At 54.8% G+C, this 23,758-nt stretch carries 16 protein-coding genes; 4 read left to right on the plus strand and 12 right to left on the minus strand.

The features are described from left to right. Positions 1-76: 76 nt before the first annotated feature. From ACOCF6_RS17255 to mutS, 8 genes are all read right to left on the minus strand, one after another. Positions 77-226, minus strand: coding sequence for a hypothetical protein (locus ACOCF6_RS17255; protein ID WP_482461564.1), 150 nt, complete (start codon positions 224-226; stop codon positions 77-79). A 2-nt stretch (positions 227-228) separates the two neighbouring features. After that, positions 229-531 carry an FtsB family cell division protein gene (locus ACOCF6_RS17260; RefSeq protein ID WP_482461565.1) on the minus strand — a complete coding sequence of 101 codons (303 nt, stop codon included), beginning with the start codon at positions 529-531 and terminating at the stop codon, positions 229-231. Positions 532-535: 4 nt separating this feature from the next. Then, positions 536-1,471: a UDP-glucuronic acid decarboxylase family protein gene (locus ACOCF6_RS17265; RefSeq protein ID WP_482461566.1), complete on the minus strand. Its 936-nt coding sequence runs from the start codon at positions 1,469-1,471 to the stop codon at positions 536-538. A 2-nt stretch (positions 1,472-1,473) separates the two neighbouring features. Next, positions 1,474-2,829, minus strand: a complete 1,356-nt coding sequence (locus ACOCF6_RS17270; protein ID WP_482461567.1) for a UDP-glucose dehydrogenase family protein — start codon at positions 2,827-2,829, stop codon at positions 1,474-1,476. Between the two features lie 68 nt (positions 2,830-2,897). Continuing rightward, positions 2,898-3,740 carry a 16S rRNA (cytidine(1402)-2'-O)-methyltransferase gene (rsmI, locus tag ACOCF6_RS17275; protein WP_482461568.1) on the minus strand — a complete coding sequence of 281 codons (843 nt, stop codon included), beginning with the start codon at positions 3,738-3,740 and terminating at the stop codon, positions 2,898-2,900. After that, a complete protein-coding gene (locus tag ACOCF6_RS17280) occupies positions 3,741-5,003 on the minus strand; it encodes an N-acetylmuramoyl-L-alanine amidase (protein WP_482461569.1) in 1,263 nt (420 codons plus the stop codon). Between the two features lie 203 nt (positions 5,004-5,206). Then, positions 5,207-10,672, minus strand: a complete 5,466-nt coding sequence (locus ACOCF6_RS17285) for a choice-of-anchor D domain-containing protein (RefSeq protein ID WP_482461570.1) — start codon at positions 10,670-10,672, stop codon at positions 5,207-5,209. Positions 10,673-11,236: 564 nt separating this feature from the next. Beyond that, a complete protein-coding gene (gene mutS / locus ACOCF6_RS17290; RefSeq protein WP_482461571.1) occupies positions 11,237-13,849 on the minus strand; it encodes a DNA mismatch repair protein MutS in 2,613 nt (870 codons plus the stop codon). A 230-nt stretch (positions 13,850-14,079) separates the two neighbouring features. Between mutS and ACOCF6_RS17295 the strand changes: the two genes are divergently transcribed. Beyond that, entirely contained in the window at positions 14,080-16,515 is a 2,436-nt protein-coding gene (locus tag ACOCF6_RS17295; protein ID WP_482461572.1) for a hybrid sensor histidine kinase/response regulator, read from the plus strand. Further along, positions 16,508-16,822 carry an Hpt domain-containing protein gene (locus ACOCF6_RS17300; protein ID WP_482461573.1) on the plus strand — a complete coding sequence of 105 codons (315 nt, stop codon included), beginning with the start codon at positions 16,508-16,510 and terminating at the stop codon, positions 16,820-16,822. The genes ACOCF6_RS17295 and ACOCF6_RS17300 overlap by 8 nt, the downstream gene beginning before the upstream one ends. Before the next feature lie 82 nt (positions 16,823-16,904). Here ACOCF6_RS17300 and pta read toward each other — a convergent pair whose 3' ends face one another. Together pta and queC are read right to left on the minus strand one after the other, a co-directional pair. Then, positions 16,905-17,909: a phosphate acetyltransferase gene (gene pta / locus ACOCF6_RS17305; protein ID WP_482461574.1), complete on the minus strand. Its 1,005-nt coding sequence runs from the start codon at positions 17,907-17,909 to the stop codon at positions 16,905-16,907. 115 nt (positions 17,910-18,024) lie between these two features. Beyond that, entirely contained in the window at positions 18,025-18,732 is a 708-nt protein-coding gene (gene queC, locus ACOCF6_RS17310; RefSeq protein ID WP_482461575.1) for a 7-cyano-7-deazaguanine synthase QueC, read from the minus strand. A gap of 92 nt (positions 18,733-18,824) precedes the next feature. Between queC and ACOCF6_RS17315 the strand changes: the two genes are divergently transcribed. Continuing rightward, a complete protein-coding gene (locus ACOCF6_RS17315) occupies positions 18,825-19,661 on the plus strand; it encodes a single stranded DNA-binding domain-containing protein (RefSeq protein WP_482461576.1) in 837 nt (278 codons plus the stop codon). A gap of 200 nt (positions 19,662-19,861) precedes the next feature. Further along, a complete protein-coding gene (locus tag ACOCF6_RS17320) occupies positions 19,862-20,284 on the plus strand; it encodes a pentapeptide repeat-containing protein (protein WP_482461577.1) in 423 nt (140 codons plus the stop codon). Positions 20,285-20,369: 85 nt separating this feature from the next. Here ACOCF6_RS17320 and ACOCF6_RS17325 read toward each other — a convergent pair whose 3' ends face one another. Further along, entirely contained in the window at positions 20,370-22,487 is a 2,118-nt protein-coding gene (locus tag ACOCF6_RS17325; RefSeq protein WP_482461578.1) for an LPS-assembly protein LptD, read from the minus strand. Beyond that, positions 22,480-23,757 carry a bifunctional folylpolyglutamate synthase/dihydrofolate synthase gene (locus tag ACOCF6_RS17330; RefSeq protein ID WP_482461579.1) on the minus strand — a complete coding sequence of 426 codons (1,278 nt, stop codon included), beginning with the start codon at positions 23,755-23,757 and terminating at the stop codon, positions 22,480-22,482. Before ACOCF6_RS17330 ends, ACOCF6_RS17325 begins: the two co-directional genes overlap by 8 nt. Between the last annotated feature and the right edge of the window lies 1 nt (position 23,758).

Consider the following 23,758-nt stretch of genomic DNA (forward strand, 5'->3'; position numbering starts at 1 on the left):
AAGTTGGCAGTGATTTTCTGAACAGGAACTGGCCGAAAATAACGTAGTTAAAACAGGTGTTCTGATGGCCAGGGCTTCAGTCTGTTGATTGGGAGGTGTCTTCGCGCAAATCCTTGATGCTGATATCACGGGAAAAGTCGGGGCAGCGCGCCCCGCCGTCGCAGACACTGAACCGCTTGTTACAGTTCTCGCGCCAGGCACAGATGGCACAGCTTTGTCGTGGCATGGTTATTGTTCCTGCTTCTTTTCCTGGGGGAATTGATAGATGACTTCGTTGCTACGAACCAGGCCGAAGTCTTTGCGGGCAATGCTTTCCAGGTAGCGACGGTCGGTCTTGAGGGCGACTATTTCGAGTTTCAGCCTCTCGTTCTCAACCTTGGCATCTGTCAGGCGGGCGTTGATTCTGGACTTGTCGTGCCTCAGTTCATAAATACGCAACAGTCCCTTGTCACCGAATACGGTAAAAAACAGGATGAAGGCGATGCATCCAGCAGGAATAAGGTACATCCTTTTTTGAAAGGAAACTTTCACGTGCTTACCCCTTGCGAAGGCGGCCGGAAAAATATGCTGCGGTGCTGCGGAGCCCGCTTTCCAGATCTATTGCAGGCTTCCATCCCAGTTTTTGTGTTGCCAGCGAGATATCGGGTTGCCGTTGCTTCGGATCGTCCTGCGGCAAAGGTTTGTTGATGATCCCGGAATTCGATCCGGTTATTGTAATGATTTTCTCGGCAAATTCAAGGATTGTATTTTCGACCGGGTTGCCAAGATTGACCGGCCCAATAAAGTTATCGCATTCCATCATGCGAATCATCCCCTCCACCAGGTCGGAGACAAAGCAGAACGAGCGCGTCTGGGAACCATCGCCATAGATGGTAATATCCTGGTTCCGCAGGGCCTGGAGCATGAAGTTGGATACAACCCGCCCATCATTTTCAGCCATACGCGGACCATAGGTGTTGAAGATGCGGATGATGCGGATGTCGACGTTGTTCTGGCGGTGGTAGTCCATCATCAGGGTCTCTGCCACCCGCTTGCCTTCATCGTAGCAGCTGCGGATACCGATCGGGTTGACGTTGCCCCAGTAATCTTCCCGTTGAGGGTGAACCTGGGGATCGCCATAGACCTCGGAGGTGGATGCCTGCAGGATTCTGGCCTTGACCCGCTTGGCCATACCCAGCATGTTGATGGTGCCCATGACGCTGGTTTTGACGGTCTTGACCGGGTTGTACTGGTAATGTACCGGTGAGGCCGGGCAGGCCAGGTTGTAGATGCGGTCAACCTCCAGCAGGATCGGCTCGACGATGTCGTGGCGGATGACCTCGAAGCGGTGGTTGTCCATCAAATGGATGATGTTGTCCTTGGCTCCGGTGAAAAAATTGTCCAGGCAGATCACGTCGTGACCTTCATCCAGCAGACGCTCACACAGGTGTGACCCAATAAAGCCGGCTCCGCCGGTGACCAGGATGCGCATGGCTATTTCACCATCCCGCAGGTGCTGCCGCAGCGTCCCAGGGGGATGTAGCGGAAGCCGGCAGTTGCCATGCGGTCAGGTTTGTAAAGATTGCGGCCATCCACGACCAGGGGGGTTTTCAAGACAGACTTGATGCGGTCGAAATCCGGATTGCGGTATTCGCTCCAATCGGTGATAACCACCAGGGCATCGGCGTTGGCCAGGATGTCATACTGGTTATGGCTGAACTCGATGCGGTCACCGAACACCTTTTTGGCTTCTTTGATGGCCTCGGGATCGTGGGCCCGGACAGTGGCACCGGCTGCCAGCAGGCGTTCGATGATCGTGATGGACGGGGCTTCACGCATGTCATCGGTGCGCGGCTTGAAGGACAGTCCCCAGCAGGCGATCGTACGGCCGGTGAGTGGCTGCTCTTCATCCGGGGCACCGAGAGCTTTGATCAGCTTGTCGGCCAGGACCTCTTTCTGGAGTTCATTGACCTCTTCGACCCCCTTGAGCAGCAGGAAGTCGTAGTTGCATTCCTCGGCCGTCTTGATCAAGGCCTTGACGTCCTTGGGGAAACAGGACCCGCCGTATCCGGGACCGGGAAAGAGAAAGTCGTAGCCGATGCGGGTATCGGAACCGATGCCTTCGCGCACGGCAGCCACGTCGGCACCCATGCACTCGCACAGTCCTGCAATCTGGTTCATGAAGGAGATGCGTGTGGCCAGCATGGCGTTGGCGGCGTACTTGGTCATCTCGGCACTGCGGATATCCATAACGATCATGCGGTTCTGCTTGCGCATGAACGGGTCGTAGAGTTCCTTCATGATCTCGGCAGTGCGGACGTTGTCGGTACCGATCACGACCCGGTCGGGTCTCATGAAGTCATCGATGGCGGCGCCTTCCTTGAGGAACTCCGGGTTGGAAACTACGTCGAACTCCAGATTGATCCCGCGCAGGTCCAGTTCCTCCTGTACGGCAGCCCGGACCTTGTCGGCGGTTCCGACCGGGACGGTAGACTTGTCGACGATGATCTTGTAACCGGTCATGGCGCGGCCAATCTCGCGGGCAACACCCAACACATATTGCAGGTCGGCAGATCCATCCTCACCGGGCGGGGTGCCGACGGCAATGAAGCTGATCAGCGATGACTGTACGGCGGCGACTGTATCAACCGAGAAAGAAAGTCGCCCCTCGGACTGGTTGCGCAGCACCATTTCTTTGAGGCCAGGCTCATAGATCGGGATGATGCCCTGTTTGAGGCCTTCAATCCGGTCTTCATTGATATCAACGGTGATAACGCTGTTGCCGCTCTCGGCAAAACAGGCCGCAGCCACCAGTCCGACATAGCCGGCACCAAAGATACAGATTTTCATTGTAGGAACTCCCAAGGAAGATTAATGGTTTTACATAGCATATTATCCACCTGTAATTCCAGCACTATTTACATCGATTTCGCGTCATTCCTCAGTTGCAGCGCTTCGGCGTAGGTCTCGCTTCTGGAAATGCCTGTTATCAGAGCAGCTTTCTTGGCAGCGTCCTTCACGGAAAGCCCTTCTTCTTCCAATAGCCGTCGCAGCAGGCCCGCAAGCGGTTCAGCCTCGGTCGGGACAATCTCTCCCGGAGCAATCAGGATGACGACCTCGCCCCGAACCTTGCCCCGGGCGATGTGTGCCAAGATTTCCGGAGCCGTACCGCGGATGAATTCCTCATAGATTTTGGTCAGTTCCCGGGCTACCACGACCTGCCGCTCACCCAAGACCGCGCGGATATCAAGCAGGCAATCCTCCAGCCGGTGGGGCGCCTCGTACAGCACCAATGTTCCGGGCAGGGTGTTCATCGCAGTCAGGAAGGCCCGGCGCTTGCCTTGCCGGGCAGGCGGGAAGCCGGCAAAGGTGAAGCTGTCACTGGGCAGTCCTGAACCAGCCAGGGCCGTAATCGCGGCACAGGCACCGGGGATCGGGATCACCGGGATATTTTCTGCCACGGCGTCGCGCACCAGGTTATAGCCGGGGTCCGAGACACAGGGGGTGCCGGCATCAGAGATCAGCGCCACATTTTTCCCCTGGCGCAGGCTGTTCAGGATGCGCTCTCCCTTGAACTGCTGGTTGTGGTCGAAATAGGAGGTCAGGGGTTTGGAGATGTTGAAATGATTGAGCAGCTTGAGGGAATGGCGGGTATCCTCGGCGGCGATCAGGTCCACTTCGCCCAGGATGCGTACGGCCCGGTAGGTGATGTCCTCCAGGTTGCCGATGGGGGTGGCGACTATGTAGAGGGTGCCGCTCATCTATTTCAGGCTTGAAATATACCCGCGTACACCATCCAGGATGCCCTCGGCGGTCATCTCCAGGTAGGCCGGGTCTTTCAGTCGGGCTTCCTCGGTTGCGTTGCTCAGAAAGGCGGTTTCTACCAGGATGCTGGGCATGGTAGCCCCCACCAAGACGTAGAAGGGACCCTGCTTGACCCCCAGATTCTTGACGTCGACGTGCTTGCCGCGGATTTTTTTGTGCAACGCTTTCTGGACCTCATCCGCCAGGTGGGCGGAGTCGTTCAGTTTGTAATTGGCCATCAGGTCGAACAGAATCGCCTGCAGCACGCTGACCTTCTCCAGAGACGTGCCGTTCTCTTTGGCGGCCAGCTGGGCCGCCTTCTCGGTCTTGGCCAGATTGAGGTAGTAGGTCTCAATGCCGGCGGCATGGCGGTTGGCGGCTGCATTGGCATGCACCGAGAGGAACAGGTCTGCATTGACCTTGTTGGCAATGGCGGTGCGCTCCTCCAGGGGGATGAAAACATCGGTAGAGCGGGTCATGACCACATCCAGCCCCAGTTCCTCCTTGAGCAGATCACGCAGTTTGAGACCGACAGCCAGCACAACATCCTTCTCCTGGAGGCCACTGGGACCAACGGCACCGGGATCGTGTCCGCCGTGGCCGGGATCGAGTACGATCCTGCGGATCTTGGAGATACCGGGTTTCTTTGAGGTTCTGGGTTTCTTTTCGACAGCAGCAGGTTCTTCGTGTTTAGGCTCTGCTGCCGGTTCGGGGGCGCTGGTTATGGATGGTTCCAAGCGGCTGATCTCGGCAGGGCGCTCTCCGCGCACATCGATAATCAACCGGGTCGGCTCGGAAAGGGCAAAGACTTTGAAGTCCTTGATGTTTACCGTGTCGAGAACCACGCGTACCACGTCAGCCTTAAACTGTCCTACCCGGGCGCCCTTCAGCAGGCCGTCACCGATGGTGATATCTTTGACGTTCCTGCCCAGTCTGGTGCGGTTGATATCGATGTAGACCCGGCCGGGGCCGACCTTGCCGAGTTGATGTGCCTCCCAGGTGACATCCCGGTCCAGTTCCAGTGAAATGCGGGTGTAGTCGGGGTTGGACCAGTGTTTCATCTCATTCAGCAGTGCCGGGGGTCGCACAGAGGCCGAGGACTGATCAGTGAAGACCGGCTGCTTTTTTTTGATGCCCTTCTTCTTTCCGGCCTGGGCAGAAAGCGGGAGCAACAGGCAGACGATCAGCAGGCAGCTAAGTATGTGAAAAAATCGATTCATGGGGTCGCTTTATTGTCAGTTGGGTCTGTTTGGAAAGGTAACGTGTTCTTTTAACAGAATTCTCTGCATTTAACAACTGTTGTCATTTTTTTTGCTCTGCTGCCGGAATACTCTCTGTCTCTGTGATGTCTTAGATTGGTTCAAGTTACAAAAAAAGCCACCCTGTTTGCGAGTGGCTTATAATGAAAAACTGTCAGAAGATCTTATGGACTGATTGTTATTCCGTCCACTCTTAGGCTACCACTTAGAACAGATATGGTACCTTTAATTGATATGTTTTTTACGACCGCATCTGCATTCTGGATGCTGATTGAACTGTTCAGCGTCGTCGCTGCGCCGGCAGGTGACTGATAGAGCCCGTTCCATCCCCCTGTCAATGTCATGGTTTTATTGAGGATCAGCGAATTGATCGTTAGTTCCGTGGCCAGCATCCTGATCTCGTCACCGGGGGATGCCGATTCCACAAGTGTCTCGAGAGAGTTGTCGAGAATGCCTTGTGTGATGTTCTTATAGTTGAAAGCACGGGAGAATATGGCGGAAACCGTCTTGCTGCCGGTCATTTCAAGGTTGCAAGTATCAGCGGTGCAATCTCCTCCCCATGTTGTGAATAGTGAAATAGGGTCCGGCGTGGCGGTAAGGCTTACTTTTTTCCCATAATCAAATTGTGCGCTGCAAAAGCTCTTCGGACAGAAGATACTGACCGGTGGATCGTCGTTGCTGGCCAGGTTTGCCAGGACATCGCCCGTGCCGGTACCATCAGCCAGGGTTACCGCAAGAATGTAGGTCTGAACCGAGGCACTGCACGTTGTAGGTTCCGTGCCCACATCCCCCTGACAGACCCAGCTCCAAGGATGGCCGTTGCCAGATACCGCCGACGGAGTGCCTTTGGCACAGAGCGATGCCGGGGCAAGTGCGGCAAGGACTTTGCCGTTATCTCCGCCACAGTCGCCGGCAACAGGAGAGCGAATAATGGTGATTCCCGTACCGGGCGTTTCAATAATTCCTGCGATTGTGGTTGCCCGGCTCACTACGGTATATGATCCGAAAACAGGCAAGCTCAGGTCAATGCTCCACGAACTGGTGCCTGTGGCAGGCAGCCAGGTGGTGCCACCATCGCTGGACACTTCCACCAATGAGACCGAATCGCCTGCTGTGCAGTCAGCCGTGCCTGATATGGAAACGCTTGGAGTGTTGGTTATAAATCCCGAATCCGGGGTTGAGATGGTTGATGTGGCGGTTATGCCGATGCCGGTCAGGCTGACAGTCGTCGAGTAATGGCCGAAGTCATTCGAGACTATTTCCAGCGTGGCGTTTTTACTGCCGGTTGAAGTGGGAGAGAAGGTGACATCGATGCTGCATTGTCCCCCGGTGGTGACGATGGGGGTTAGGCTGCCACAGGTCCCGGGTGCGATGCTGAACAGGTCGGCATTCGTGCCGGTCAGGGCCATGCTGGTTATGGCAAGGTTACCCATCCCGATCAGTTCTGGTATCCCACTGGAGATGGTTACCTGCCTGGTCAGGGAACCATGTGAATTGATTTGATTGAATGCCAAGTTATACGTGGACAGACTCATCACCGGAGCGGCAAGAGCTGTTACGGCAAACACGGTATGGTCACTTGCAAAGGAGGGGGATACGGACAGGGAGGCCAATTGGTTGCTGACGGCAAAGTCCGAGTTCGATGCAGACCAGGTGCCGCCGCCATCAATGCTGTTGAAAACGTTGACGCCGAACATCCCCGCAAAAAGTGTCTGATCGCTGGGGTAATTGGGGGAGAGTGTCATCGCGTTGCCGAAGTTTCCGTTGTTCATCTTGGCCCAGTTTGCCCCCCTGTCGGTGCTTTTGTAGACACCTGTGCTGGTATTCACAAACAGAGTCTGGTCACTGGCATACCCCGGAGAAATTCTCAGGGCATTTATCGATCCCGATACTCCGCTGTTCGACAGGGCCCAGGAAGAGCCGCCATCAGTGCTTTTGTACATGTTGGATGAGATAGCTGCAAATATTGTTTGATCGCTGGCAAAGGCGGGAGATATGGCCAGTGACAATGCTGCTACGTTAGTTGTCCCCGTGTTCGCAACGAACCATGATGCACCACCATCAGTGCTTTTGTAGACCTCGCCGCTATTCCCGGCAAATATCGTATGATCGTTGGAAAAAGCCGGAGAGATTGCGAGCGAAAAAACCATCGTCGGTGTGAGTCCAATATTTGAAGGTGACCAGGTAGAACCGCCATCTGTGCTCTTATAGACACCGCTGAGAAATGTTCCTGCAAAGACCGTTCGATCGGTCACATACGCAGGGGATGCGGCAATTGCTTGTACCATGTATCCTGACAGGGGCTTGGTCCAAGTGTCACCGCTGTCCGTACTCCTATATATCCCGTCCGCTCCGAGAAAAAGGGTGTGATCGCTGGCATAATTTGGCGAAACGAGCAGTGGTTTTGCACTGGTGTTCAGGTCGATACCCGTTTTTCCTGCGGTCCAGGTGACGCCGGCATCACTGCTGCGATAGACGATTCCGCCTGCCTGGGCGGCAGAGCAGTTTACTGTTGAACCGTTGTTGAGCCCGGTACAGCTCCACCTCCACGGGCCGATACCGGTAACAGTTGAAGGTTCGCCGCCAGAGCAGAGGTTTGTGGTCGGGGCTGATGAATATCTTTCGATGCTGGCACTACCGCAGACGCCGATGTACTGAACCGGAGCGTTCAATAAAATTGAAACATTTCCCGCTCTGTCGCGCAGCCTGGCATAAACGGTCTCTGGCAAGCCGGCAGTTACGATACTGTACTGTTTGGTTGTGTTTGCAGTTTGCCAGGGAGTCCAGCTCATGCCGTCGTAGCTTAGCGAAATCTCCATGTAGCCACAAATCGGAGCCGGATAGATTTGAATACAGGCTGTATCTGTATCGTGGGCATTGGCATTCAGGCCGACTGTTAGTGAAGAGCCGTCTTTATACACGGCACTGAGAATGGTGCCGGTTGGAGCCGTACGATCAATGGCAATGGATATTTCGGCCGATGGTGTTTCAATAATCCCGGAGCGTGTGGTCGCCCGGCTCTTGATGATATAGGTTCCCGCAAGCGGGAAAGGAAGGTCGATTCTCCATGATGTCGTGCCGGTGGCAGTTTGCCAGGTGGCACCGCCATCGGTGGAAGCCTCCACCAGCCTCACCGGATCATAGACAACACTGACTGTTGTTCCGGAAACGGAGACGCTCGAGGCATTTGTGATATACCCGGTAGCAGGCAATGTTATTGCTGAGGTGACGACCGCGTGCAATATCGGCGCACTCAAAATCACCGATACATTCCCGGCTTCGTCACGCAGCTTGGCATACACGGTTGTCTGCTGGCCGACCATGGTAATGTTGTACTGTTGCTTTGCGGTTGCCTGCACCCAAGGGGTCCAGGTAACACCATCATAACTTAGGCTAATATCCTGATACCCGCAGGCGATCGGGAGCACATCCAGGCAAAACATGTCTGGGGTATTGGCGCGGGTATTCAAGGCAATAGTAATGGATGTCGCGTCGGTTGATACGGCGCTGAGAATTGTGCCGGTTGGAGCCGTACGGTCAATTGTGACAGTTATCCCGGCCTTGGGTGTTTCAACAATGCCTGCGATTGTGGTTGCCCGGCTCTTGATGGTAAAGATTCCTTCAAGGGGAAACACAAGGGTTCTGCTCCAAGATGAGATGCCGGTAGCCGGCAGCCAGGTTGTGCCACCATCAGCGGAAACCTCCACCAACGTCACGGTGTCGCCGCCTGCTGCGGAAGCAGTCCCTGAGACGCTGACGCTTGTGGCGTTTGAGATATGACCCGTGGCGGGGGTGGTGATGGCCGAGGAGACGGAGACGCCGGTCCCACTCAGGGCGATACTTGTCGGACTATTGAACGCATCGTACGGCGTGAGCGTCAGCGTGGCGCTTTTGTTGCCGGTAGAGGTGGGTGTAAACGTGATATCAAAGGTGCATTGTCTACCGCTGACGACTGTTGGAGTCAGACTGACACAGGTCCCGGGAGCGATGCTGAACTGGTCGGCATTCGTGCCGGTCAGGGTCATGCTGGTTATGGCAAGGTTACCAGTACCCTTCAGCCCGGCTATTCCGTTGGATATAGTCACCTGTTTGGTCTGGGATGCTCCATTTGATTTGACTTGATTGAATACCAGATTGTTCGAGGACAGACGCATCATCGGAGCAGCAAGCGCGGTTACGGCAAACACGGTATGGTCGCTTGCGAATGAGGGGGATGCGGACAGGGAGGTCAACTGGTTGCTGACGGCAAAGTTTGAATTCGATGCAGACCAGGTTCCGCCAGCGTCGGTACTGTTGAAAACGTTGACGCCGAAAATTCCAGCGAAAAGAGTATGATCGCCGCTGTACACAGGAGAGAGCGCCAGGGCGCTGTAGTTGCCGCTGGTGATGGCGGACCAGCTTGCACCCCGATCGGTGCTTTTGAATACAGCGTTGCTGGTGGTGACAAACAGGGTCTGGTCGTCGGCGTAGTTGGGTGACAATTTCAGGACTGAAGGCGAGCCGGTAATTCCGATATCGGACAAAATCCAGTTTGCGCCGCCATCGGTGGATTTATACAAATGAGAGTGAGGGCCGCCACTTCCATACTGGCCATCAGTTGTAGCTGCAAAAATGGTTCCATCACTGGCAAAGGTCGGGGATATGGCAAGCGACAGGGGGGATACCGCTCCCATTCCAGTGTTGGATGCAGACCAAGTAGCACCGTTGTCGCTGCTCTTGAACACTCCGGCGCCATTTGTTCCGGCAAATATCGTATGGTCGCTGGAAAATGCGGGAGATATCGCAAGAGAAAAGACCATAGTTGGCGACAGCCCGGTATTCGAAACAGTCCAAGTAGTGCCGTTATCGGTGCTCTTGTAGATACCGCCCAGATACATTCCGGCGAACATTGTTCTGTCGCTGGCATAGTTCGGTGAAGCGACCAAAGCATTTGTTTTGTACCCAGTCTGCGACATGGTCCAGGTATCGCCACCATCGGTGCTTTTGAGGACACCGTCTGCCCCGAGGAACAGGGTGTGATCGCTGGCGTAACTAGGGGAAACGAGCAGCGGTGATGCATTGGTGTTCAGGCCGATACCTGTTTTGCCTGCGGTCCAGGTGACACCGGCGTCGCTGCTCTTGTACACAACACCACCCGCCTGCGCAGCGGAACAGCTTGCCGGTGTGCCGCCGTTGAGACCGGCACAGCTCCAGAACCACGGGCCGATGCCGGTGACGCTTGAAGGGGTGCCGGTGGCACAGAGGTTTGACGCAGGTGCCATTGAGTAGTTGACGTTATTTGCACTGCCACAGATACCGTCGGCTATAGCTTGTGCCGTGAATGTTGATAGGAGGATGGAGTTGGAGTTTGCTCCAGTGCCGTCGCTCTTCCATAGCTCCTGGCCAATGAAACCGCCATTATTGGCGGTAAAGTAAAGCGTTCCGTTGACATTGGTCAGGTTGGCGGGGGAAGAACCGGTGACGCCGGGATAGATGTCCTTTACAAGCCGCGGGGTCGCAGCGAAACCCGGCGCTGCGCTGCATAGTGTGATGCCTATGAACAAAGCACAGAAAGCCATCATTACCAAAATTGTATTCCTCAAGGCACGTTTCTCCATCCAGGTCATAAGCCGCAAGTTATTCATATCCATGTTCCCTCTTGTACGCACGTTCATTGAAATTTGTAGTCGAGCCGGGTAACCATGTCATCACGCGTACGGTATGTATTTGTCGTAATGCTATTCCTGCAAGATCCGATTTTTGGAATGCATATTCGGCATCGACAATTCAGGCGTGTACCCCATCATCCTCTCACACCCTGCTTGTTCCAGCTTGTGCAGCAGCTCACTTGGCCATGCCTGTGACGGAGTGGGGAGCGGTCCCGGCGGCAACGGAAGCTAGCGACATGGTGGTCAGGGTAAGCAGGACGAACAGAGCCACTATTAGTGTATACAAAATATGCCTACTACGCTTCCTGGTAGGAATCAACTACAAAGTTAAATGGTTATGTAAATGTGGTGTGTAAAGTATCTTTACGCTTTATTTATAACTGGAGTGATACCAGTGTGTTATGCGAGTGTAAAATTTCTTTACATATTGCGTAACCAGCAGGATTTAAATGGAAATAAAAAATGAGGTGTTTTGAATAATCAAGTGGGTAAGGGGGGGAATCGCCTTGTCTTGCAGTGGAGGATAGTGTCATTGTTTATCCCATCTCACACCATCCGCTTCAGCTCATCCAGCAGGTTGAGCGCCTCCAGCGGGGTCAGGGTGGAGATATTGAGCTTCTTCAGGCGCAGGCGCAGCTGATCCTCGCTGGATTCGAACAGGGAAAACTGGGGTGAAGGTTCACGGATCGGCTGCTTGCTGCCTTTGGCCAGACGTGGTGCCCCCTCCTCGAATTCGCCGCTTTCCAGGTTGTGCAGGATCTCCTTGGCGCGTTCGATCACGTCGGCCGGCATGCCGGCCAGACGGGCGACCTGGATGCCGTAGGAGTGGGAGGCGCCGCCGGGGATGATGGTGCGCAGGAAGATGACCTGGTCGTTCCACTCCCGGACCGCCACGGTGAAGTTCTTGATGCGCTCCCGGGTGGTGGAAAGCTCGGTCAGTTCGTGGTAGTGGGTGGCAAACAGGGTCCGGGCCCGGCAGGTCGGCACGTCGTGGATGTATTCGGCCACGGCCCAGGCAATGGACACACCGTCAAAGGTGGAGGTGCCGCGGCCGATCTCGTCCATGATGATCAGGCTGCGGGGTGTGGCATTGCGCAGGATGCTGGCCGCTTCCATCATCTCCAGCATGAAGGTGGACTGGCCGCGGGCCAGGTTGTCTCCGGCCCCGACGCGGGTAAAGATGCGGTCGGCGATGCCGATGCGGGCTGCAGCTGCCGGGACGAAGCTGCCGGCCTGGGCCATCAGGGTGATCAGGGCCACCTGGCGCATATAGGTGGATTTACCGGCCATATTGGGGCCGGTGATCATCAGGAGCTGGTTTTCGGTAGCATCCAGGCGGGTGTCGTTGGGGACAAAGCGTTCGCCCAGTTTCATCCCTTCGATGACCGGGTGGCGGCCATCCGTAATCTCGATCACGTCCGATTCGTCCACCAGCGGCTTGCAGTAGCTCCGTTCATCGGCCACGATTGCCAGTGATATGAGTACATCCAGTGTCGCCAGGCCATCGGCGGTCCGACAGATGCGTTCGGAGCGGGCGGCAACCAGCTCGCGGATCTCCTGGAACAGGCTGTACTCCAGATCGCAGATGCGATCCTCGGCCCCCAGAACCTTTTCCTCATAATTCTTCAGCTCTTCTGTGATGTAGCGCTCGGCATTGGCCAGGGTCTGGCGGCGGACGTAATCGTCCGGAACAGCCGCCAGGTTGCTTTTGGTTACCTCGATCGAGTAGCCGAAGACCCGGTTGTAACGGATCTTGAGGGTCGAGATGCCGGTGCGGGCCCGTTCCTGGGCCTCCAGGCGGGCTATGAAGCCTTTGCCCTCCTGGCTGATGGCGCGCAGTTCGTCCAGTTCTGAATTGTAACCTGACTCGATGACACCCCCTTCGCGCAGTGAAAAGGGGGGCATTTCCACGATGCCGCGTCCGATCAACTCGCGGATGTCATCCAGGGTGTCGATACTGGACGCTAACGAGCGCAGCAGGGTACTTTGCAACGATTGGAATTGTTCCAAAAGCACCGGGAGCTGTTGCAGAGAGTCGTACAGGGCTCGCAGGTCGCGGCCCCCGGCACTGGCCATGCCGATGCGTCCGTTGAGGCGCTCCAGGTCGGAAATCCCTTTCAACTGCCCGATGAAACCGTCGCGGACCCCAGCCGACTCCAGCAACTCCTCCACAGCATCCAGACGCTGGCGGATCGGCTCCAGGCCGATCAGGGGGTAGTTGAGCCACTGCTTCATGCGGCGGGCACCCATGGCGGTACAGGTTTTATCCAGGCAACCCAGTAAAGATCCGGCCTTGCGCCCTTCGGCCATGGTGGCGGTGATCTCCAGGTTGCGGCGGGTTGCCGGGTCGAGAGCCAGATGCTCAGAACGCTGGTAGACGCGGATGTCGCGGATGTGAGGGATGGCGGATTTGCGGTTCTCACGCAGATAGTACAGGGCTGCCCCGGCCGCCATCAGCCCGGCCGGCATGCTGTCCAGCCCCAGTGCCTCGGCCGAGGCTGCGCCGAACTGACCGCAGAGCAGGGTTGTGGCGTAATCCCGTTCGTAGACCCAGGCCGGGGCCCGGGAGATCATCCGCTCTGCCAGCAGACTCCGCAGCTCAACGGCCACCGTATCCAGCTCCAGCCCATCACTCAACAGGATTTCCCGGGGACTGACACAGACCGTCTCAGCGGCAGCGGCTCCGCTGCCGGTCAGCTCGGTTACGCGGAATTCTCCGGTGGAGAGGTCCAGCCAGGCCACGCCCCATTGTTCTCCGGCACCCTGGCAGATGGACAGCAGGAAATTGTTCTCGTCCGGCTGGAGGCTTTCGGCCTCGATCAGCAGGCCGGGGGTGATAACCCTGACTACCTCGCGCCGCACGATACCCTTGGCCTGCTTGGGATCTTCCACCTGTTCGCAGATGGCTACCTTGTGGCCGGTCTCGATCAATTTTGCGATATAGGGAGTGACGGAGTGGTAGGGTACTCCGCAGAAGGGGATTTCATCGCCGCTCCCCTTGTTGCGGGAGGTGAGGGTGATGTCGAGGATGCGCGATGCCAGTAGGGCGTCGTCCAGAAACATTTCGTAAAAATCTCCCATGCGGAAAAGCAGGATCGCATCGGGGTAACCCGCTTTGATCTCCAGGTATTGTCGCATCATGGGGGTCTGTTCAGCCATGGTTACGTGCCTTTTGGTAGCGTTGATATGGGACCTGTCCCGTATATAGAATCCAGGGAAAAACGACCGTGTGGTTGTAGCACAGGGGTGCTGGAATTTCAAGGCGTTGCACGCCTCACCGCATCGGATGTAGAGCAGTTACTTGTGGAATCAAAAATCCATGCTAACATATAAAATTTCCAACACGCACCGGCAGTCGATCAACACTGCCTTACTCGACAGGAACCTGCATGCATTTGAATCTAAATCTGAAACGTAAAATTATAGGGATAATTATTACCATTATTTTGATGCTGACCGCTGTATTCGGCTATTTCATGAAAACGGCCGTGTATGCATCTCTCCAGGAGGAGGTTGACAAACGGGCTCTAGCCATCGGCAAACACTTTGCCGAGTTGTCCGCAGAGGCCGAGCTTACCGACAGCACATCCGTCCTGAAGACCCATCTTGCCGATTACATCGCCACGGAAAGCTATCTTGCCTATATCGTCATTATTGACGGTGACGGCCAGGTTCAGTCCCATTCTTTCCCCTCAATTGTTCCGCCCGAGATTCTCACAACTCTCCAGACACGCAACAACGATGAATCGGTCCATTTTTTCCGTCGCTCTGACGGCATTGAACTGGAAGACTTCTCGATCAAGATCGGGACCGGCCTTGAGGGAAACGTTCATGTCGGTATATACGAAACAAAAATTGTTGGTGCGATCCACCGTCTCTTGTTCCGTCTGATTCCTTTTTTGCTGACGGTGATTCTGGCCGGAATACTGGTTGCCTTCCTTCTGGCAAGCGCCATCACCCGTCCGCTTCAGGTGTTGTCGGACGGCGTCAAGCGGGTTACCCGCGGCGATCTGGATTTTCTTATCAAAGTCCGTACCGGGGACGAGTTCGGACAACTGGCTGAAGCATTTAACCAGATGACCGGAAACCTGCGGGAAAGCACTGTATCGCGGGAATTCATGGAAAAACTGGTCAATACCATGAACGATGTACTGGTGGTGATTTCTCCGGAAGGTGTAGTCATGAGTGTCAACAGGGCCTATTACGAGTTGTTCGGCTCTGTTCCTTCCGAAGTTATCGGACGGAGGGTGGATGAATTTGATCCGAACGATACTCCGGTCAGGATGTTTGCCGCCTATGAACAGTCGCTGGAAGACGGTCAGGTGCAGGGAATTGAAAGCCTGTGCTACTCGGTAACCGGAGAGCAGATATCGCTTCTGTTGTCGCTGGCTGTTATGCGCGACGAAGATGGTGCACCCCAGGCGATAATCTGTGCAGCCCAGGATATCAGCGACATAAAGCAGGTCCAGTCAGAGCTGCATCTCAAACAGGTGGAACTGGAAACACTCAATCAGCAGCTGGAAGACCAGGTTGCTTCACGTACCGCAGAACTGGCTATCACCAACGAAGGGTTGCGGGCTGAAGTGGCTGAACGTATGCGTACCGCCGATGAACTGGTACTGGCCCGTGATGTTGCCGAGGCTGCCAGTCGGGCCAAAACCGAATTTCTCGCCAACATGAGCCATGAAATGCGCACCCCGTTGAATTCGATTATCGGCGGCGCAGAATATCTTGAAGGTGCGGTAGTCGTGCCGGATCAGCAGCGCTGCCTGGAGATGATCCGCCAGGCAGGCGACAGCCTGCTGGTATTGGTGAATGATCTGATCGATCTCTCGCGCATCGAGGCCGATCAGCTGGAGTTGGTCAAGAAAGAGTGCAATCTGGCAGATACCCTGGAAACAGTTGTCTGCATGCTGGGGCTGGAGGCTGGGCGCAAACAGCTTGCATTCACTCTGGAAATGGCACCGGACCTGCCCCATTTTGTGATCGCTGATCAGGCCAGGCTCCAGCAGATCATGGTCAACCTTGTCGCGAATGCCATAAAATTTACCGGAAATGGCGGAACCGTGACCGTGTCGGCGCGACCTGCGCTCATTGAGGATGGTATTGTTCAGGTTGTGTTTGTGGTTCGCGATACCGGTATCGGTATTGATGCCAGTAAAGTTGACATGATTTTTGAGAGCTTTGCCCAGGCGGACTCCTCCATTACCAGGCGTTTCGGCGGTAGCGGCCTTGGACTTGCCATCAGCCGGCGGCTGGTAGAAACAATGGGGGGGGAGATTAAACTGGAGAGTGTTCCGGGAATCGGAAGTTCATTTACCTTTTTGATCAGTTTTCCATTGGTTGATCATGGGGTTGCATCACCGCAACGTTCGCCGGAAAAGGTTGTCTGGGGAAATGATGAAACTCAACCCGCTGGTGGAGATTCCCTGGCGGACTCGTCGCGTGTGCTCCTGGTGGATGATTCTTTCGAAAACCGGGAATTGATACGCCTCTTGCTGTCACGGCAATCTCTGACCCTGGACGAGGTTAATAACGGCCGCGAGGCTGTGGAAATGTTTGAACAGCATGAATATGCGCTGATACTGATGGATATCCAGATGCCGATCATGGACGGCTATACCGCTACCCGTATGATACGCAGAATCGAGGAACGGCGTGTCTTGCGACGGACGCCGATTGTGGCGCTGACCGCTCATGCCTATGAGGTGGATATTCGCCGATGCAAGGAATCCGGTTGTGACGATCACATTGCCAAGCCGTTCAAAAAAAAGGTGCTGCTGCAGTGCCTGGCGCGATTTGTCCGGGGAATTGAACATGGATAGCAAAAAAGCTGTACCTATTCTGATCGAGGTAGAGCGGGAACTGGTTTCGATCGTACCAGATTATCTGAAAAACCGTGTATCAGACTGCCTCTTGATCGAGTGTTTGCTGGACGCAGGGCGCCTGTTTGAAATCCAGTCGCTGGGACACCGGATGAAAGGTTCCGGCGGCAGTTACGGGTTTGATGAAATCTCTGAAATTGGTGAGGTGCTGGAATGTGCAGCTCTGGTTCCGGATGCAGATGCAATCAGGTCTGCCGTCGATCGCTTGCGCAGATACCTGTCGAGTATTACGGTGTCGTATATCTAACGATCTGTTTTCATACATCCTGCAAAAAAGAGGGTGAGCCCGCACGGGCTCACCCTCTTTTCAGTTATACCCGTCAGCCGATTTATCCCTGTGATGCCTGCACTGCAGTAATGGCGGTTACATTGACGATATCATCCACAGAACAGCCGCGGGAGAGGTCATTGACCGGTTTGGCCAGTCCCTGGATGATCGGTCCGACCGCTTCGGCTCCGGCTACGCGTTCTACCAGTTTATAGGCGATGTTACCGGCATCCAGGTCAGGGAAGATCAGGACATTGGCTTTGCCGGCCACCGGGCTGCCGGGAGCCTTTTTGTCGCCAACCTTGGGAAGCAGGGCGGCATCAGCCTGAAGTTCGCCGTCAATCTGGATGTCCGGTTTGATCTGTTTGGCGATTTCAACGGCCTTGGTGACTTTATCTACATCAGCGTGACTGGCGCTGCCTTTGGTGGAGAAGGAAAGCATGCCGACGCGGGCCTCTACATCCAGAAAGGCCTTGCAGTTTCCGGCTGTTGCTACGGCTATTTCTGCCAGGGCCTGTGCGTCCGGGTTCGGATTTACGGCACAGTCTGCAAACAGAATGATGCCGTTCTCGCCGAATGAGGGGGTCTTGGTGATCATCAGGAAGAACGAGGATACGGTCTTGATGCCTTTGGCCGGCCCGACGGTCTGAAATGCGGCCTTGAGCACATTGCCGGTGGTGCCTGTGGCCCCGGCCACTTCTCCCCCTGCATCACCATTGCGCACCATCATGCCGGCGTAGTACAGATTGTCCTCGGCGGTCAGGAGCTTTCTGGCCTCGTCAGCAGTCAGCCCCTTGCTTTTGCGCAATTCGACCAGGTCGGCTACATACTGCTCCAGCTTGGGGGATGAAGCGGGATGAAGCAGTTCGACTCCGGCAAGGTTGATACCTTTGGCGGTGGCTTCGGACATGATTTTGCCGGGATCACCCAGAACAACGATACGTGCCAGCCCTTCCTTGACGATTTTTTCGGCAGCAAAGAGCATTCTTTCATCATAGCTCTCCGGCAGTACCACGGTCTGCAGGTTTTTTCTGGCTTTTTCCTTGATCTGATCGACAAGATGCATGCGGGTAACCTCCAACAAAAAATAATAAAACAGGGGTTGTATTTATAGTCGAAACGCAGGGAACGGTCAAATAAAAAAAGCCTGAAATATCAGGCTTTAGCAAGGCTAAAAAACTTTATTTTTCCTGAAGTTCGGATGCCGCCGCAGCAGTTGCATATGTAATCGGGTCCGTCATGCCGGCTTCAAGAAAACCCTTCAGGCGCAGACGGCATGAGTCGCATTGACCGCAGGAATGTCCTGCAGGGGAGGGGTCGTAACAGGAATGAGTCAGCCCATAATCCACACCCAGGGCGACACCGGCGGTAATGATCTCTGCCTTGGTCATGCTGATCAGCGGGGTGTGGATGTTGAAATGTCCTGTGCGCTCCACACCGGCCTTTGTAGCCAGGTTGGCCATGGTTTCGAAGGCAGCTATGTATTCGGGGCGACAGTCGGGATAGCCGGAATAATCCAGGGCATTGACACCGATGTAGATGTCAAAGGCACCCAGTACCTCTGCCCAGCCGAGGGCGAAGGAAAGGAAAATCGTGTTGCGGGCCGGGACATAGGTCACCGGGATTTCATCCCCGACCCCATTTTTCGGTACAGCGATATTTGCCGTCAGGGCACTGCCACCCATCAGTCGCAGGTCAAAATCCACCACAAGGTGTTCCTGTGCACCCATCCGCTTTGCATTGGCCTTGGCAACCTCCAGTTCGTAACTGTGTCGCTGGCCATAGGAAAAGCTGATGGCATACGGAGTAAAGCCTTTGTCAATAGCCATTGCCAGGCAGGTGGTGGAGTCCAGGCCACCGCTGTAAAGAACAACTGCGTTTCGTTTCATCTATCATTCACCCCGTTTTTGACGTTTCAGAAGCACTGATTTCGTGATAGTATCAGAAAAGCGTTGTTGGTAAATCCAAAAAAGGGGATTGTATGAAAAAGATCATGTTCCTGTCCGCGTCACTTTGTACTCTTATTGCAGCTGTTGCCATAGCTGCTGAAACACCTGCCAAGCCGGCAGTTGCTGCGGTTGAATCGGCTGCACCAGCAACAAAGCCAGGGCATCCTTCCATTCCGGCAGATCCTGCTCAGGCCGCTCCAGGTGCTCCCGCCGCTCCATCTGCACCTCAACCGTTGTCCGGCAAGGTTATCCAAACCATGAGCGCCGGTGGCTACAGCTATGTGTATATCGAGCAGGCAGACGGCAAGAAAGTCTGGGTGGCGGTTGCGCAAACTCCCGTCACGGTTGGATCCGTGATGAGTTTCAAGCCGGGTATGGAGATGGGGAAATTCGAGAGTAAAGCCCTGAAGCGTACCTTTGATTCCATCATCTTCTCGGATGGCGTCATTTCAGGAGCTGCAGCAGGGGCTGGTGCTGATCCAGGAAAAGGTGAGGGAACCTCTCCCGGCAGCAGTGGAGCTGTAGCAGCCAAAACCGGGAAGATCTCCGTGACAAAGGCAAGCGGAGCCAATGCCTACACAGTTGAAGGTGCAATTAAGAACAGCTCCAAGCTTCACAAGAAGAAGGTTGTCATTCGCGGGCAGGTCGTGAAGGTGTCCGGCGGCATCATGGGGAAAAACTGGATCCATATTCAGGACGGCACTGGTACGGCAGCCAAGAAAAACCATAACCTTGTTTGCACCTCTGTCGCTGACAGTGCTGATGTTGGTGATGTCGTTACGATTACAGGGACACTTTACAAAGACAAGGATTTTGGCTCTGGTTACAAATATGCGGTAATTGTTGAGGATTCCAAGATCACCAAGTAAAAAACCGGATACCAATTACATGTAAGAAAAGCCTCTCCGGATCGGAGGGGCTTTTCTTTGAACTGATTACAAGGGATGCAGATCAATGTATACGTTAACGATGGAAAATATCCTTAGTTAATATTTACAAAAGAGTTCTGTACCTGCTATAGTGATAACATTAAATGCAGCACATATATTGCTTTTGGAAGGAATCAGGTATGAAAAATCGTCTCGCTATTCCCGTAGAAACCCTGCTTCCGCTTCTGGTAGCATGTCTTATCTGTCTTACCCCAGTGCATTCATCTGCTTTTGTTCCTGAGGACCTTGAGCGTCTCACAAAGCTGAAAAACTGTCCGGGGTGTGACCTTAGGGGAGCTGACCTGCGGGGTTTTGACCTGTCTGAAGCCAAGCTTGAAGGAATTAATCTGATGGGAGCCAATCTGGAAGGTGTCAATCTGGAGGACGCGACTCTTGAGGATGCCGGTCTGGAAAAGGCCAATCTGCGGAATGCCAATCTGCATGGCGCATCTTTGGATCATGCCAGTGTAGAAGATGCTGATATGGTGGGAGCAGATCTTCAGGATGCCACCTGGATTGATGGCAAGGTCTGTAAAAAAGGGTCGATTGGCCGGTGTAAATAGTCAGCTTACCATGCGTGGATCGGAACAAAACGGGACACCTCCCATAGATGCGAGGGTGTCCCGTTTTTTTATGTACCCGAGTGTCCTATTTGCCGGCCAGTCCGGCAGGTGTTGAACCGAAGCCGAAAGCACCCATCAGGTTGAAACTGACCATGAACGATTGACCGGGATTGGTGACACGCCGATCGAGGAACGAAAGGCTGACACTCCAGCACTGGTGCCGATATTCGGCTGAATAAACGGATTCAAGAAAGTTTTGACGATCAAAAGAGTAGCGTGTTGTGTAGCCGAATGCCCACGGTTTGAATATCCTGGTGGCCAGCCGTCCTTCCAGATACTCGACTTGGTTATGTGCCATGTGATAACTGATTCCCGCGGTTGTGCCGCGCCTGTCATCAACCTGCAGGCCCGGAGTAGCGCTGGATATGTAGTTTTCGTAAACATTGTATCGGGCATCAAAGCTCAAGCGCGCCTGGGGAAGCAGCCATGTGTCCGATTCCAGAATCACATCCGTCCAGGGTCGCTGGGTATCAACCATGGTCAGCAGATCCTGTCTGCTTCCATCGAAGCTGTAGCCTTGTGAGAGTTTCAACCGCATCAGGTCACGGTATTCAGTTGTTTCTCCGCTGCGGAATTTACCGCCCAGATAACTGGTCAGTGAGTAGTACAGGATATTCTGGTGGACGATGCGGTCGGTAACATCGTAGTGCGGCAGGCGGTGCTGATCTTGCTGAGGCGTTACGGAATAGGCCAGCTCCGGTATCATCTCATGCCGCAGTTTTAGAAGTGTTTCTCCTCCTGAATCATAGACCTTGCTGAAGGCGGTGGAAAGGCGCAGACCCGCTTCAGGAAGCAGGCTACCGTCGTGTTCATTCACAGAACTGCCGGTCGAGATATTTTCTGTATTGTATGCCCGCAGGTGGGCACCGGCATAGGCCGACAGGTTGAGATAGCCAGGGATCCCGGTCACCAGTGTCAGGCGCGGGAAGCCGTAGAGGCGCTGTCCGCTGGTTCCGCTTTCACGGTAAAAGTTGGTGGCACTGGAATCGAGATCAAAATACACAGGGGTGGAAAATATCTGCTGACGAACAGCGGCCAGGCCGATTTCCGGAAGGGTTTGCAGGGTGCTTTTGTTTGATACAGCGTAATAATCCTGGGTATAGCGCAGGTTGGTTGTCAAGGCATAATTTTGCCAGGTTTTGAGGAAATTGACGGTGCTGTCGTTGGATTGGCGATTATAGTCGCCGCTTTTTGTTCCGTAGTCATTGAGAAACAAGCGGTCGGTCGTCATATTGATCAAAGTACGCAGATTCATCTGCGGTGAAAAGATCTCGCGGTGGGACTGGGAGATAACGCCGCGAGGGCTATCGGTATTCAGGTCATAGATCAGGTAGCCGCCCAGATTGCCGGTACTGCCCTGTTTGCGCAGGTAGCGGTAGTCAAGACCTGCGCCAACGCCGCGCTTGCTCTGAATGTCAAGGTCAATGGTGGCTTCCTGGCTGGGAGAAATAGCCCAGTAATAAAAGATATCGACCTCAGCCCCCTTTTTTCTGGAAAAGTCGTAGCCGAAGCGGGGGAAGAGAAATCCTGATTGCCGTTCGCGTTTGACCGGAAACACAGCGTAGGGGAAGTAGAAAATCGGCACGTTCTTGATGTAAAAGACAACATCTTTTGCAGTGCCGTATTCATCGAGGGTCATGTCAAGATTACTGGCACTGAATTTCCAGGAGGGGATCTCGGCATCGCAGGTGGTGTAACTGCCCTGACTGGCTGAATAATCATTTTCTCCCGTACGAGAAACGGTGTTGCCGCTGAAATGCATGTTGTTCTGCTGCAAGAATATCCTGCCCCTGGCCAGTTCTCCGCGACCGCTTTCCAGTTCGACAGTGACCGAATCGCCCTTGATTGTGTCACCACCCTTGACAATGACGACATTGCCCGCGGCCTTGATACGTTGGTTCGTGCGGTCGTACGTAGCATTGTCTGCTGTAAGGGTTGCTCCCTGCCACAGCAGCACAACATTTCCCTTGGCCGTAATAACGTCATCCGCCTGGTTGTGCTCCATCGAGTCGGCATTGATACGTATGCCGTCATCGGGCTGACCGGCTGCATCTCCCCATGCCAGGGCTGATGCCAGACAGACAATGCAGAGGGCAGTCATGAACGTTTTGATTATGATTATCGGCTGCAGTGACTTAGCCACGAATTCCCTCGAAGTTTATTCCCGCAAGCCAGGCCTTTGCCTCACCAACAGTGAACAGCGAACCGCACACAAGAATCAGGTCATCGTTGCCGGCTTCCCGCTGGGCGCAGGTGATTCCGTTGGCAACGCTCCCACAGGCCGTAGCTGGAATTCCGAATTCCGAGAGTATGGTGGCCAGATCCACATCCTCCATGGCACGGTCTACCGCGGGGCTGACACAATAACATGTCGTCGTAAGCGGCGCCAGTGCGGAAATAATCTTCCGCACCTCCTTGCCGGACATAATGCCAAGCACCAGTAACAGCTTCCGATAGTGCTGGTCCCCCAAGGCTTCGGCCAGCGCAGCAGCGCCGGCTGCGTTGTGAGCGCCGTCAAGCAGCAGGGGAGGGCTGCCCGGTATGAATTCCATACGACCCGGCCAGCGCGCGTGCAGTATTCCTTGTCGCAGTGATTCGTTTGATATGCTGAAGCCAGCGGAGCTTGCAGTTTCGGCAGCTGCCAAAGCCAGGGATGCGTTCTGCGACTGGTAGCGTCCAGGGATGCCGGTGGTGAGATTATTCAGTGTCGTACGGAGCCCGCTGTACGTGAGGGTTCCATCCGCATTCCAATGGGCAGACACCGTTGAGTCGGTCCAGACCAGTCTGTCGTTGTCATGCGGAAAACAGGAGACAATGGCGCTGGTCGCTTCCTGGGTCTGGTGTCCGATAATAACCGGGGTATCAGACTCAGCGATGCCGGCCTTTTCAACAGCGATCTGTTCCAGGGTCGTACCCAGATAGTCGCAGTGATCAAGGGAAATGGGGGTGACCACCGTCATGAAGCCCTTCAGGGCTGCGGTCGCATCGGAACGACCGCCCATGCCGGCCTCCATGATGGCGATTTCAACCTGCTCTTCTGAGAAATACAGCGCGGAAAGCGCCGTAACAATTTCGAAAAAGGTTGCTTCTTCGGGGGCTGCGGCCATGACGGACTCGAGTAGTGGTTCGAGTCGTTCCGCAGAAATCTCGGAGCCGTTAATCCGGAATCGCTCGCTGAAGCTGACCAGATGGGGGGAGGTAAACAGCCCAGTGCGCAGGCCGGATGCGGACAGGATGCTCGCCAGGTACGCCGACGTAGAGCCCTTGCCATTGGTGCCGACAACATGAATGCTGCGGAAGGAGTGCTCGGGGCATCCGAGGCGATCCAGGAGAAGCCTTACTCTGTCGACTCCGGGGCGGATGCCGAAGCGCCGCCGGGCATAAAGTTTCTCCAGGACACCATCCAAGGACATC

The sequence above is a fragment of the Geobacter psychrophilus genome (assembly GCF_056821595.1).